Annotated in this window: 11 protein-coding genes; 2 read left to right on the top strand and 9 right to left on the bottom strand. The window is 70.6% G+C overall.

From position 1 onward, the window contains the following. Positions 1 to 4 precede the first annotated feature (4 nt). The 5 genes from ACFVJS_RS07860 to ACFVJS_RS07880 are packed head-to-tail and all read right to left on the bottom strand — an operon-like array spanning position 5 to position 5,311. Positions 5 to 1,624 carry a hypothetical protein gene (locus ACFVJS_RS07860; RefSeq protein ID WP_378878364.1) on the bottom strand — a complete coding sequence of 540 codons (1,620 nt, stop codon included), beginning with the start codon at positions 1,622 to 1,624 and terminating at the stop codon, positions 5 to 7. Further along, a complete protein-coding gene (locus ACFVJS_RS07865) occupies positions 1,621 to 2,460 on the bottom strand; it encodes a hypothetical protein (RefSeq protein ID WP_378878365.1) in 840 nt (279 codons plus the stop codon). Before ACFVJS_RS07865 ends, ACFVJS_RS07860 begins: the two co-directional genes overlap by 4 nt. 39 nt (positions 2,461 to 2,499) lie before the next feature. Next, a complete protein-coding gene (locus ACFVJS_RS07870) occupies positions 2,500 to 3,300 on the bottom strand; it encodes a class I SAM-dependent methyltransferase (RefSeq protein WP_378878366.1) in 801 nt (266 codons plus the stop codon). Continuing rightward, on the bottom strand, positions 3,297 to 4,316 hold the full coding sequence (locus tag ACFVJS_RS07875) for an NAD-dependent epimerase/dehydratase family protein (RefSeq protein ID WP_378878367.1): 1,020 nt from the start codon (positions 4,314 to 4,316) through the stop codon (positions 3,297 to 3,299). Before ACFVJS_RS07875 ends, ACFVJS_RS07870 begins: the two co-directional genes overlap by 4 nt. Then, the gene (locus tag ACFVJS_RS07880) at positions 4,313 to 5,311 is read right to left on the bottom strand and encodes a glycosyltransferase (protein ID WP_378878368.1); all 999 of its coding nucleotides are present in this window, start codon (positions 5,309 to 5,311) and stop codon (positions 4,313 to 4,315) included. Before ACFVJS_RS07880 ends, ACFVJS_RS07875 begins: the two co-directional genes overlap by 4 nt. 73 nt (positions 5,312 to 5,384) lie before the next feature. On the opposite strand from ACFVJS_RS07880, the gene ACFVJS_RS07885 reads away from it, so the two are divergent. Continuing rightward, positions 5,385 to 7,697, top strand: a complete 2,313-nt coding sequence (locus ACFVJS_RS07885; RefSeq protein ID WP_378878369.1) for a hypothetical protein — start codon at positions 5,385 to 5,387, stop codon at positions 7,695 to 7,697. 15 nt (positions 7,698 to 7,712) lie between these two features. Here the strand turns inward: ACFVJS_RS07885 and ACFVJS_RS07890 are convergent, their stop codons facing one another. From ACFVJS_RS07890 to pseB, 4 genes are all read right to left on the bottom strand, one after another. Beyond that, on the bottom strand, positions 7,713 to 8,858 hold the full coding sequence (locus tag ACFVJS_RS07890) for a hypothetical protein (protein ID WP_378878370.1): 1,146 nt from the start codon (positions 8,856 to 8,858) through the stop codon (positions 7,713 to 7,715). Between the two features lie 74 nt (positions 8,859 to 8,932). Further along, positions 8,933 to 9,655, bottom strand: a complete 723-nt coding sequence (locus tag ACFVJS_RS07895; protein WP_378878371.1) for a cytidylyltransferase domain-containing protein — start codon at positions 9,653 to 9,655, stop codon at positions 8,933 to 8,935. A gap of 8 nt (positions 9,656 to 9,663) precedes the next feature. Continuing rightward, entirely contained in the window at positions 9,664 to 10,785 is a 1,122-nt protein-coding gene (locus ACFVJS_RS07900; RefSeq protein WP_378878372.1) for a DegT/DnrJ/EryC1/StrS family aminotransferase, read from the bottom strand. A gap of 2 nt (positions 10,786 to 10,787) precedes the next feature. Next, positions 10,788 to 11,822, bottom strand: coding sequence for a UDP-N-acetylglucosamine 4,6-dehydratase (inverting) (pseB, locus tag ACFVJS_RS07905; protein ID WP_378878373.1), 1,035 nt, complete (start codon positions 11,820 to 11,822; stop codon positions 10,788 to 10,790). 107 nt (positions 11,823 to 11,929) lie between these two features. Between pseB and ACFVJS_RS07910 the strand changes: the two genes are divergently transcribed. Further along, positions 11,930 to 12,953: spore coat protein (locus ACFVJS_RS07910; protein ID WP_378878374.1), on the top strand; the 1,024-nt coding region annotated here is incomplete at its 3' end.

The raw sequence follows: 12,953 nt of genomic DNA on the forward strand, positions 1-12,953 counted from the left end.
CCGTCTAGCGTCGGGCGCCGCGAATCCTCCTGAGCAGGCGAGCCGCGCGCCGGACGCCGGGGATGCGACCGCAGCGCCCGCGGACCCGCCTGAGCAGGGCTGAGGCCCGCTTGGCGACCCGGCTGAGGGGGGTCGCCCGGCCGGCGCTCAGCTGGTCCTCGAGCTCCTTGATGCGGTTGTTCAGGGCTGCGACGTCGCGTCGGGCCGCCATCCGGACCTCATGGGTCATCGTCTGGCGTTGACGCATCTGCTGCTTGAACCAGGTGACCTGGCCGCGCAGCGCCTCGTTCTCGTCCCTCAGCTTCTGTCGTTCGCTCGGATCGGCGTCCGTGGTGACCTGACGAGGTGTCACCACGGGTGTCATGCCGGTCGAGGAGAGCGCCGACTCCCGCTGGCGACGCACCTGGCGTACGTCCGTCGGCGTCACCGTCATGTCGACGGTCGCCGCGAGCAGGACGGTGAGCTCGTCCCGGCCGCGACCGGCGGGCCAGGGGTGGCGCCATCCCGCCACGCAGAGGAAGGCCGACAACTCGTCCAGAAGCCCCAGGAAGATCTCCTCGGCGGACTCGGCCAGCTTCACCGCCGACTCGTGGACGGGCACGACGCCGCCCACGTCGAGACCGATCTCGTCGACCTGAAGACCGCACCACCGCTCCGGGGCGGCGTCCACGGCGTCACGCAGCAGGCGTACGTGGCGGCGAAGGCCCGACGCGTCTCGTCGTGCCGAGTCGCGCATGGCCTCGACCAGCCACGAGCGGTCGGCAGCGGTCCAGGACGTCTCCTCGCCGGTGCGATCGACACCGATGACGCTCGGGACCGGGGGGAGTCCCCGGGTGATCAGCCACCCGCCGGCGGCCGCCGCGGGTCCGAGGGTGTCCAGGGTCTGGCCGAGCGCCGGCTGGACCTCGCGCAGCGTGGGGGTGTCCGCGGGGCGGCCATGGGCGATTGCGAGCGCCATCGAGCAGGCCTCGGGAACCGCCGCCAAGGTCGGCGCGTCGACGTCGGGCCACAACGTGTATCCGTGGCCACCGAACCACGTGCTCGCGTCCGCGAGGCTTCGCGGGGTCGCCCGGTCGTGGACCGGGAAGGACCAGTCGGCGTTGTCGTTGGCGGCCTCGGGCGTGACGGCCCTGAGCTGCGCGAGCGGGGATCCCGGGTTGGGGACGACCACGGCCAGACGAGCGGCGGGCGTCGCGAGGCCGGCGAGGCGCTCGGAGATCGCCTGCCAGTCCGCCGGGGCCGAGTCGATCGTCGCGACCCGTCCGAGACCGTCCAGTGCGAGGACGGCATCGGCCGGGCGGTCCGGGGTCCAGGCACGCAGGTCACCGCAGACGACGTCGACGGAGCTGGCGGCGTACCGCTCGGACACGGTCTCGGCGTCCGAGTGTGCGCGGAGGACGACGGTCGTGGTCGCGGCCCGGCCGACGACGGCATCCAGCAGGTCGAGGTCGTGCGGGCCGACGACGAGCAGGTGGGAGGCGCCGTCGGCCGTCGCGACCGCGAGCCGGGTCAGGACCGGTCCGCGGGGGAGGGCGCGGGCCTCGGCCATGTCGGACCAGTCGTACATGTCCCCGGCGACGACGCGGTAGGTCGCGGTCGTCGAGGCGGTGTCGAGGTCGTTCATCCAGTGATCTCCCATCCGAAGAGCGCGCGCAGCTCAGCAGGCGACGCCATGGAGTCCAGCCCGAGCTCCTGCACGGTCGTGGCGCGTACTTCCTCGGCGTCGGTCTCGACGCCGTGGAACTCGGGAAACAGGCGTCTGGCCTGCTCGTTCCCGTCCCGGACGCTCGCGTCCCTGACATCGGCGAAGGTCATCGGGTCGCCGTAGACCGCGACCTCGGCACCCACCGAGGCGCCGTAGAAGATCGCGGTGGTCAGGCGGTTGGAGGCGACCCGGCGGTGGCGGATCTGCTCGGCGTACTGCTTGTGGAGGAAGCGTTTGTCCGTGCCCTGGCGCAGCGTGCCGCGCTTGCCGTGGCAGATGACCCGGAAGCCCGCGTCCTCGTAGCGGCGGCGGATCTCCGGCATGTCGTATTCGATCCAGTACAGACAGACGGTCACCGGGCCTTCCTCGGTGTCCTTGATCTCCGCGATCAGCCGGTCGTGGTCGCCGCTGACCTCACCGTGGTCCCAGGTGTGGAACGGGTAGAAGATCGTGCCTTCGCGCTCGGCGGGGTCGGGCACGGGCTCGACGTCCTTCTTGAGCTCGAGCAGGTAGTTCCACGGGGCGCCGATCACGGCGTAGTCGCGCCAGCCGACCGCCTGCCCACGGCGCAGGTTCGCGTGGGACCAGACGAACTTGGGGAAGCCGTAGGGCGGCTCGTGGCCGGGGCCGAAGCCGTGAAGCAGGTTCCAGCCGTGTTGGAGCACACCCCAGATCGTGCGGGGCTCCTCGAAGGAGAACCCGCAGTATTCGGACAGGATGTGTGCGTGTCCGTACCAGTGATTGCTCGTGTCCAAATGTCAGTCTCCGAGATCTAGCGAACCGTTTCGGTCCGCTCAGGTCGCTCGCCGAGGCATGTCTGAGTGTAAGCGCGGATCCGGGTCGGACTTGACCGCGACCAGCAGGACCGAGGACCCGAATGCCAGATCGATCCTGCGGAGCAGCCGCTCGTCGATGCGGGTGGCGCCGAGCAGGACCTTCTCGACCGTCGGGGACACCTCGGGAAGCGGTGCGACGCCGCCGCTGGGAAGCTCCTGGGCACGGGTCGTGCCGCGCTCTTTGAACCGGGTGACCAGGCGTTGGGCGGCGAACATGGGAAACGTCCCCGTGAAGCCGTACGTCGCGCGCACGGGCGTCAGCCCGGCGGCCTTGACCGCGTCCACCGCCCGCCGCCGGGTGTAGCGCCGGTGGTGATGGTTGTGGTCGTCGTGGCTGGTCCAGGCCCAGTCGTACGCCGGCACCGACATCAGGAAGCGGCCGCCAGGGGCGAGGACGCGCGTGATCTCGGCGAGGGCGGTGGCCTCCGGCTCGCAGTGCTCGATGACGTCGAAGGCCGCGACCACATCGAACGAGCCGTCGGCGAAGGGCAGCCCGGTCGCGGAGCCGCACACGCCGCCGGCGGCCAGGCCGCGCGGGTCGACATCCAGCGAGACGTGGTGCTCGGCGGTGCCCTCGAGCCAGGTCACGCTGGGCCCGTCGGCGCTGCCGACGTCGAGGAGGCGACGTGGGGTGCCGACGTACGGCTTCATGACGGTCTCGAGGATGCGGGTGCGCGCTCGGTACCACCAGTAGTCACCCTGCGCGATGGAGGGAGACCCACCAGCTCGGGTGCCCAGCAGCATGCCCAGTTCGGTCATCGGATGGAGACCTCGCTCACGTGGGTCGGCAGATGTTGATGGCGATGGGCGGACGTCCCAGCAGCGTAGGCCAGAGCGATGTCATCGGCGGTGCGACGCACGCCGACGGCGAAAGGTGTTCGTGCCCGGTGCCCGAGCTCCGGCCACACGACGGTTCGGACGCGGAGGTCGCGAACCTGACCGGGCGATCCGGCTCCCGGGATCCGCAGCCTCGCCCGCCGCCTGAAGATGCGGTTGATCTCGCCGATGACGGCCGAGAGGGTCACCCCGGTGCCGGCGGCCAGGATCTTGACGACGGTGTTCGATCCCGAACGCCGGGCGTGCTCGTGAAGCCCGTCGAGGGCGTCGACGATCATCTCGGCGCAGTCGCCGACGTAGAGGTAGTCCCGGATCGTGTCGAACGAGACCCAGACCGGCAGCGGGGTGCCGCGCAGCTGCGCCAGGCACAGCTGGGAGACGAGGCCCTGCGGCTTGGAGAGCTTCTGGCCCGGGCCGTAGAGATTGGTGATCCGGCCGAGGAGCGCCACCGATCCGGTCTCGGTGCAGAACGCGGTCAGCGCCTCCTCCATGGCCAGCTTGGCCGTGCCGTACGCCACCAGCGGGCGAGGCTCGGAGAGCTCGGTGAACGGGGGATCGGCCGAACCGGCGTAGACGCCACCGGCGGAGGACGCGAAGAAGAACGCGAGCCGGGTGGTCGGCCGCAGCGCCGAGCGCAGGTCGGCGAGCACGTCGCGGAAGAGCGCCACCTCGGTGTCGAGCTCGTCCGCCGGGGTGGCCACGACGCCCGCGCCGGCGCACCAGGCGATGTTGATGCGGCCGTCGGGCGACGACCCGACGAAGGAGGTGAGCTCCGATCTCAGGACCTCCCGGGCGGCAGCCGGGTCGTCCCAGGGCACGCTCACCATCCGCACGGGCGTTCCTGAGCGCTCGAGCGCGGTGCGTACGTGACGGCCCAGCAGACCTCCCCCGCCGACGACGAGCGTGGGCGGTCTGGACGGGGACGGGTCGCCGGTCACTCGCCGCGACCAGGCCGCGGCTCGTCGCGAAGCGGGCCGTTCGCGGGGTCGCTGACGATGACGTAGAGCGGCTTGCCCATCGCCATGTTGACCGCGACGCCGAGGTATTCGGCGATCACCCCGAGGGTCAGCATGATGGCGCCGGAGCAGACCAGCACGGCCGCCATCAGCGAGGTCCAGCCCTGGACCGGGACCCCGCCGGCGAGACGAGCGACGACCAGCGCGACCGCGAGGACGATGCCGGAGGTGGCGATCAGCGCCCCGCAGACGCTGACCGCACGCAGCAGCCGGGTGCCGCCGGTGAGCACCATCCGCCAGAAGTGCGACATCAGGGAGCGGTAGTTGTAGCCGGAGGGCCGCTCACCCTCCTCGCGCAGCTCGACCGGGCAGGTCGCCACGTCCGAGATCACCCAGCTGAGCGCGACGTCGAGGTAGACCCCGTTGGCGGCGTAGGCGGACACGCTCCGGCCGTACTCGCCGAGGATCAGGCGGAAGCTGTTGAACTGCCGGGCGCTTCCGCCGGGCATGAGCCGGTCGACGACGACCTTCGAGCCGCGAGAGGTCAGGTTGCGCAGCGGACCGTGGGGCGCCGGGTTGGTGGGGCGAGCGTAGACGAGGGCGGCGCGCTCCCGGAGCGCGGTGTCCAGCATCGGCCTGATGTAGGCCGGGTCGTGCTGGCCGTCCTCGTCCATCGTGACGATCCAGTCCGAGCCCGACGAGGCCAGGCCGGCGAGCGTCGCGGCGTGCTGGCCGAAGTTACGGCTCAGCCAGATCGGCCGGACGATGTCGTACTTCTCGGCGAGCTGCCGGATGGCGATATCGGAGGTGTCCGGGCCGTGGTCGTGGACCAGAAGGATCTCGGTGACCCGCCCCTGGTGCCCGTCCGGGGTCACGAACGGCTCGGCGAGGTCGACGATCTCGCCCACCACGTCCGGAAGCGTCTCGGCGCCCCGGTAGACCGGGATGACGACGGAGACGGTGTGGGTGAGGGACATCGCTAGGAAAATAGCGCATCCGGAGGGGCTTCGGTGTACTCCATGTAGGCGTTTTGTTGGCATGATCGCCCGCGTGACTGCAGACCCGGCAACCGTGGGCGTCGCCCGCGACGCGAAGCCTTCGTCGGACCGCATGTTCTCGGGCCGCATGTTCTCGGCAGGCTCCTGGTCCGGGCTGCTCCCCGGGGTGCTCGTCGTCGCGATGACGCTCGTGCTCGCGATGCTCCTCGCCGGGGTCGCTCTCGGCGACGCCCTGCTCTTCACCGGGTACGTCCTGGCGTTCCTCACCTTCCCCGGCACGGTGGTCTGGCGGGCGGTCGCGAAGCCCGGACCGGGCCTCGGCAACGACCTGGTGCTCGGCACCGTCCTCGGGCTCGTCCTCGAGGCTCCGCTCTACGTGCTGCTGCGGGCGATCGACCTCCCCTCGCTGATCTACGGCTATCCGGTCGCGGTGCTCGTGGTGACGCTGGTCGTCGTCCAGCGCCGTCGACGGGTCGGGCCGGTGGTGGTCGGACGGGCCCGCCTGTGGTCGTGGGCGGGTGCGGCGGTGGCGGGCGTGCAAGTCTTGCTGGTCACGAACCAGATGTGGACCTACCGGCCCCTCGACGCGTTGCGGGCGCCGTACGTCGACGAGCCCTTCCACCTTGCCATCGCCGGCGACCTGCTGCACCACTTTCCCGGCCAGATGCCGTGGGTCGAGGGCACCCCGCTCTTCTACCACTGGCTGGTCTACGTCCACCTGGCGTCGGCCGCGACGGTCACCCACATCGAGCTCATCGTGCTCATGCGCAGCCTGTCGATCGCGCTGCTCGTCCTGCTGACCGTCGGCGGAGCGTACGCAGCGGCCACCCGTCTCACCGGACGGAAGTGGACCGGGGTCGTCGCTGCCCTCGTCCTCGCCCTGGGTGCCACCCCGGACTTCTTCGGCTGGACGAGCCTGGTCAGTCCCGCGCAGCTCGCCCTCGACTCCGTCACCCGCGCGTTCTACAGCCCGACGCACGCGTTCGTGATGCCGCTCCAGATGATCCTGATGGTGCTGGTGGTCGAGATGATCCGAAGCTCGCGGTGGCGGTGGGGGCCCTGGCTGCTGACGGTGGTCGTGATGGTCGCCGTGGCCGGTGCGAAGTCTTCGGCCCTGCCGACGGTCATCGCCGCCCTGCTCCTCGCGCTGGTCGTCGCTGCCGTGCTGCGTCGCAAGCAGACGGTCCGCATCCTCGCGGTCCTGTTCGGCTCGGCCGTCGCCGTCTTCCTGGTCGCGCAGCAGGTGTTCTACGGCGGCGGCACCCGGGCGACGACCATCGATCTCAACGGAAGCACCGTCCAACGGCTGGGCATCCTGATGCTGCCCGAGGGGGAGACCCTCCCCGGGTCCGCACCGGTGACGATCTGGATCTGCTTCACCGTCGGGTTCGTCCTCGGTGCCGTGCCGCTGATCATCGGCCTGGTGCGCGGCGGCTGGCGCCGCCCCGACTTCGTGTTCCTGGTCGGCCCGTGGGCCGCCGGTGCCGGTGCACTGATGGTCCTGAGCCACCCGGCGCTGAGCCAGGCCTACTTCCTCCTGGGCGCCGCCGGGTTCTTCGCCGTGGCCACGGCCGTCGCGCTCTCGGACCTCCTCCCCGTCGACCTGTCACGGCGCGACGTCGTACGGATCATCGGCTGCGCCGCTCTCGGCTGGCTCACGCTCGTGGCCGTGAGGCTGATCGTGGGCGGCAAGATGCCGGCGACCGGCTCGGTCTTCACGCCGACGTTGCTGACCCAGCTCGCGATCGGGCTGCTGGTGCTCGCCGTCGCGGTCGTCCTCGTGCTGGTGTACGCCAGGCGCGCCACGATCGCGGCGATCCCGGCGGTCGTCGCGCTGATGCTGGGAGTCGTGCTCGCCGGCGCACCGCAGACGGTCGCGCTCGCCGTGGCCGGCCCCGCGCTGTCCCGGGCTCCCGACACGGACATCATCGGCCCGGGCGGGATCGCCGCCGCGCGGTTCGTCCGCGCGCACTCGCAGCCGGACGAGGTGATCGCGACCAACGCTCACTGCATCGGGCTGCCCGTGCCCGACTGCGACCGCAGGAACTTCTGGATCGCGGCGTACGCCGAACGCCGGGTGCTGGTGGAGGGCTGGGCCTATATCGACCCGCTCGTGGTCGGGCAGCCGTCGACCGACCTGAACAACTCGGCCTACCTGCCCTTCTGGGACCCCGAGCTGCTCGAGGCCAACGACGCGGCCATCACGCGCCCGTCACCGGCGACGATCGCCACCCTGCGCGACGAACACGGCGTCGACTGGCTCGTCGTCGACCGCCGCTACCGCGCCGACCTCCCCGGCATCCGCCGCGTGCTCGGTCAGCCGCGCTTCAAGGGCGGGCTGTACTCGGTGTTCGACCTGCGCTGACCGAACTCGCCGCGGTCAGCGGCGCAGGAGGCCGCGGAGCGACCTGCGGCGCGGCGTGGCCGCTTCCCGGCGACGGGCGCGGGCCTCCTCGACCTCCTGCTGGATCTCCTCCGGGATCGTGTGCAGGCCCTGCATGACCAGCTTCACGACCTGCATGACCTCGTCACCGGGGATGGAGGCGTAGTCGCCGATGTTGTAGTCGGGGAAGGTGCTCTGCTCGATCATCGCGGTGAAGTCGAAGCCGCCGAGCTTGCCGATGAGGAGGTTGTCCTCGCGGTAGTCGTCGAGGAGCTCCTGGCGGAACTCGGGGGTCATGTAGACCGCGCTGGTGTTGTTCCAGCCGAGCTGGGTGGTCAGGGTGACGAAGTCGCCACGGATCATCTGGATCCACCTCAGCCGGGTGGCCTTCCAGGAGTCGGCGCCGCGGAGCCGGCCGCGCATCGGCGCAGCCGCCACGATCGGAGCCAGGTGACGCGCGGTCTCGACGGTCCGCCAGCCGGATCCGACGTTGGTCGCGGCAGCCCCGTTGCCCTGGAGGGGGAGCTCGCAGGTGTGGAAGAAGTCCGTGACGGCGTTGCCGTCACGCAGCTCCTTGCGGATGAAGGGGCGGAGCCGCAGGTCGACGCCCGGGATGGCCGTGGTGATCGTGTCGGCGAACTCGCCGTAGTGGAGGAAGCTCATGTCGAGCGGCGACCACTCGCGGAAGTCCTCGAAGGGGAGGTCGACCAGCTCGGCGTGCTCAGGCCGCATCACCATCAGCCGCTCGACGTAGAAGGCGTTGTAGAACGTGGCCTGGTCGCGTACGTAGTGGACCCAGCGGACCTGCGCACCCGCCTGGCGCGCGTACTCGCCGATCGCGCTGATGTGCTCGGGCTGGAGCAGGGAGAACGACTCGCACGAGATCACCGTGGTCTCGGCGCTGCCCGAGGCGATCGACTCGACGAGCTGCTCCCACGTGCCGAGGGCGGGGGAGAAGAGCACCTCGCCGAGCAGCTGGGAGTAGAGGTTCTGGTGCTGGATGCTGTGCTCGCCCCGGCCGATCGTCGGGTAGGCCACCTCGGGCGGGAGCTTCCCCTCGCGACTCGCGCGCGCCAGGAAGGTCTGGATCGCCGTGCTCCCGGTCTTGAAGGTGCCGGAATGGACGATCAGAGTCTTCTGCATGAAACGCTCCCGATGTCGCTGCTGGGACGGAGGGTGCGACATCCCCTGTGTGTACGGATCCTACTTGCCGAGGCTCACTGGCCGAGCTTCTTCTGCTCGATCTGAGCGTTGATCTCGACCAGCTCGGGATGGTCCTCCAGCAGTGCGACGAGGCCGTGGGTGTCGAGACGGTGCGCGTCGTGGTCCTCGATGAGGGTCCTCAGCAGCCGCAGGTCCTCGGGGGTGTCCAGGGTGATCCGGTACGCCGAGGCGTCCCGCTCCCACGGCAGGTTGAGCTTGGGCCGGGCATCGTCGGTGTAGAGCCACGGGGTGACGTGCTCGCGGTGGGGCTGCTCGGTCGCGAGCCGGTCGGCCTCCAGCAGCGCCGCGGCGGAGAAGACCTCGAAGTCGAGGCCGCGCGGGTAGGTGCGCACCAAGGCGTTGCTGGCATAGAGCGCCGGGTCGCCGGCGGCGACCCAGGCGTCGACGCCGCGGCGTGCGACATCGCCGTCGATCAACGGGCAGTCACTGGTCACCCGGACGACGACATCGGGCCGGAACTCCCGCACTGCCAGCGCGAAGCGGGAGAGCACGTCGTGCTCGCTGCCGCGAACGACGCCGGCACCCAGCTTGTCCGCCAGCACCTCGACCTGATCGTCGTCGACGTTGGTGGTCGTCGCGACGATCACCGGGAGACCGGCCGCGGTGAGGCGGGTGAGGTGGTGCTCGAGCATCGTGACGCCCGCCGCCTCCCGCAGCACCTTGCCGGGGAGGCGCGTGCTGGTCATCCGGGCCTGGGTGATGACTGCGGTTTTCACAGGCGACTTCACAGGATCCCGATCAGCGTCTCGACGACCTGGTCGACCTGGTCGTCGGTCAGGTCGGGGAACAGCGGCAGCGAGAGCTCCTCGGCGTAGAACGCCTCCGCGTTGGGGCACATCCCGCGCCGGTAGCCCAGGTCGGCGTAGACCGGATGCCAGTAGACCGGGATGTAGTTGACCTGGACGCCGATGCCGGAGGCCCGCATCTTCTCGAAGACCTCGCGCCGACGGTCCTCGAGGATGCGGACGGGGTAGAGGTGCCAGGCAGGGTCGACGCCGTCGCGCCGGACCGGCAGGCGCAGCCCGTCGACACCGGCGAGCGCGGCGTCGTAGCGGGCGGTGATCTCCGCGCGTCGCTGCTTGAACCCGGCCAGCCGCTTGAGCTGGGAGAGCCCGAAGGCGCACTGCAGGTCGGTGAGCCGGTAGTTGAGCCCGAACTCGTGGACCTCCTGGTGCCACGGTCCCTCGTCCTCGATCCGGAACCGTTCCGGGTCGCGCACCAGGCCGACGAAGTGGAACTCGTGGGCCCGCTGGGCGATCGCCGGGTCCTTGGCGACGACGGCGCCACCCTCGGCGGTGGTGAGGTTCTTGGTCGGGAAGAACGAGAGCGTCGTCAGGTCGGCCAGGTCGCCGACCGGGCGCCCGCCGGCGAACCCGCCGATCGAGTGGGCGGCGTCGGCGAGGGTCAGCGCGCCGACCCGGTCGGCGATCGGCTGCAGCGCGGCGTAGTCGGCCGGGTGGCCCGCGTAGTCGACGGCTGCCACGACCTTGGTGCGGTCGGTGACGAGCGCATCGACGGCCGCCGGGTCGAGAAGGGCCGTGTCCTCCTCGACGTCCGCGAAGACGACCTTCGCGCCGAGCAGCGAGGCCCCCGACGCGGTCGCGACGAACGTCATCGGCGTGGTGACTACCTCGTCGCCGGCACCCACCCCAGCGGCGGCGTAGGCGATGTGGAGGGCAGCGGTGCCCGAGGTGCACGAGATCGCCCGGTGTCCGCCGACCAGGTCGGAGAGCGCGGCCTCGAACGCGGCGACCGTCGGCCCGGTGGTGAGCCAGTCACCACGCAGGACCGCCGTGACTGCCTCGATGTCTTCCTCGGAGACCGACTGGCGGCCGTAGGGCAGCATGCTCAGATCCCCGACTCCAGCACCTTGCGGAGGTCGTCGGCGTCGTACCAGATGTCGTTCTTGTCGGAGGCGCAGTGGAAGCCCTCGGGGACCGGCACGGCGTCCATGATCGGCTTGTAGCCCCACTGCGGGTTCTCCGGCTCGATCACGTAGTACTTGCCGTCGCGGATGCTGACCGCGCGGCGGCCCTCCTCGGGGCTGATCATCTCCTCGTGGAGCTTCTCGCCCGGGCGGAGCCCGATGTCGACGAAGCTCGCGTCGGGGGCGACCGCCTTCGCCAGGTCGACGACCTTGTGGGAGGGGATGTGCGGCACGAGCAGCTCACCGCCCTGCATGAGCTCGAAGGTGTCGAGCACCATCTGCACCGCCTGCGGCAGCGTGATCAGGAACCGCGTGCACCGCATGTCGGTGATCCCCAGCGGCTCGCCGCGCTCGGCCATCGCCTTCCACTTCGGGATGATCGAACCGCGGGAGCCGGTCACGTTGCCGTAGCGCACCACGGAGAACCGGGTGTCGTAGGAGGAGGCGTAGTTGTTGCCGAGGATGAAGATCTTGTCGGCGGTCAGCTTGGTCGCGCCGTAGAGGTTGATCGGCGAGGAGGCCTTGTCGGTCGAGAGGGCGACGACCTTCTTGACGCCGGCGTCGATGGAGGCCTCGACGACGTTCTGCGAGCCCAGCACGTTGGTCTTGATGAACTCGAAGGGGTTGTACTCCCCGGTGTCGACCTGCTTGAGGGCCGCGGCGTGGACGACGTAGTCCACGTCGTGGAGCGCCCGGTGGAGGCGGTCGCGGTCGCGGATGTCGCCGATGAACCAGCGAAGTCGCGGGTCGTTGCCGAACAGCTGGCGGCACTCGTACTGCTTCAGCTCGTCGCGCGAGAAGACGATCACGCGCCTCGGGTTGAGGTGGTCCAGGACGTGGCGGATGAACGCCTTTCCGAACGAGCCCGTCCCGCCGGTGACAAGGACGCTGGCTCCGTCGAGAGGATGGCTGATCGGGGCGGCGGACTCTCGGACGTCCGAATTGGGCACGGTCACAGGGATGCTCTCTAGTCTGGGCCTATCTGGTGCGCCAACGATCTGGCGCGCAAAAGGTGACACCGTGCCGTTCGCCGGAACGGACGAGTCCGGGAGGGTGCGCAGACATGTCCGTGGGATCGCCGGAGGGCCAGTGTCGTCGGGTGGCCATGGTGTGTGATGCCGGCCCCGATGTCGGCATCGGGCACGTCATGCGCTGCCTGGCGCTCGGGGAAGAGCTCGTCGCCCGAGGCGTACGCGTCGTGATGGTCGCGGATCTGGACCGGGTGCCGTGGGCAGCCGAGCAGGTACGCCGCCGTGGCATCGAGATCGCGTCGCCGGGAGCGGACGACGTCCGCGAGGTCCTCACCCTCCTCGACCCGTCGTCGGTCGTCGTCGACTCCTACCTCCTCCCCGCCCCGGTCTACGCCGACCTGCGCGACCGCTGGCCGCTGCTGGCGCTCGTCGACGGCGACCCACGAGGACGAGTCGCCGACCTGTACCTCGACCAGAACCTCGGCGCCGAGGCCGCGGTCTGGCGGCTCCCCGAGGGCTCGAGACATCTCGGTGGGCTCGACTACGCCCAGCAGCGACGGGACATCGTCAGGCAGCGGCCGAGCGCGCCCAAGACTGCGGCCGACGAGCACACGCCCCTGCGGGTGCTGGCGTTCTTCGGCGGCACCGACGCCTTCGGGGTCTCACCGCAGGTCGCCCGTCTGGTCGCGCAGACCGGGGTCGCCGTGGAGCTGACCGTCATCGCGGCCACCCCGGAGCTGGCCGAGTCGGTCTCCGGCATCGCACCTGCCCCGGGGCAGGTGGTCGACGTGATCGGGCCGACCGACGCCCTGGCCGCGCTCGTCGCCGACGCCGACGTGGTGCTCAGTGCCGCCGGCACCTCGGCCTGGGAGCTCTTCTGCCTCGGCGCGGCGGTCGGGTTCGTCTGCGTCGCCGACAACCAGCAGGACGCCTACGCCCGGATGGACGACGACGGGCTGGCCGTCGGCATCGCCACCCTGACCGAGCTCGGCGCCGATCCCGAGGGCGCCGTTGCCCGGCTGGCTGCGCTCCTGGGCGACGTACGTCTGCGCGAGAGGTTGCGCGCCGCCTGCTGGGCCACGGTCGACGGCCGAGGGCCGGAGCGCGTCGCCGACG

This window comes from Nocardioides sp. NPDC057772, assembly GCF_042798075.1.
Classification (GTDB): Bacteria; Actinomycetota; Actinomycetes; order Propionibacteriales; family Nocardioidaceae; genus Nocardioides.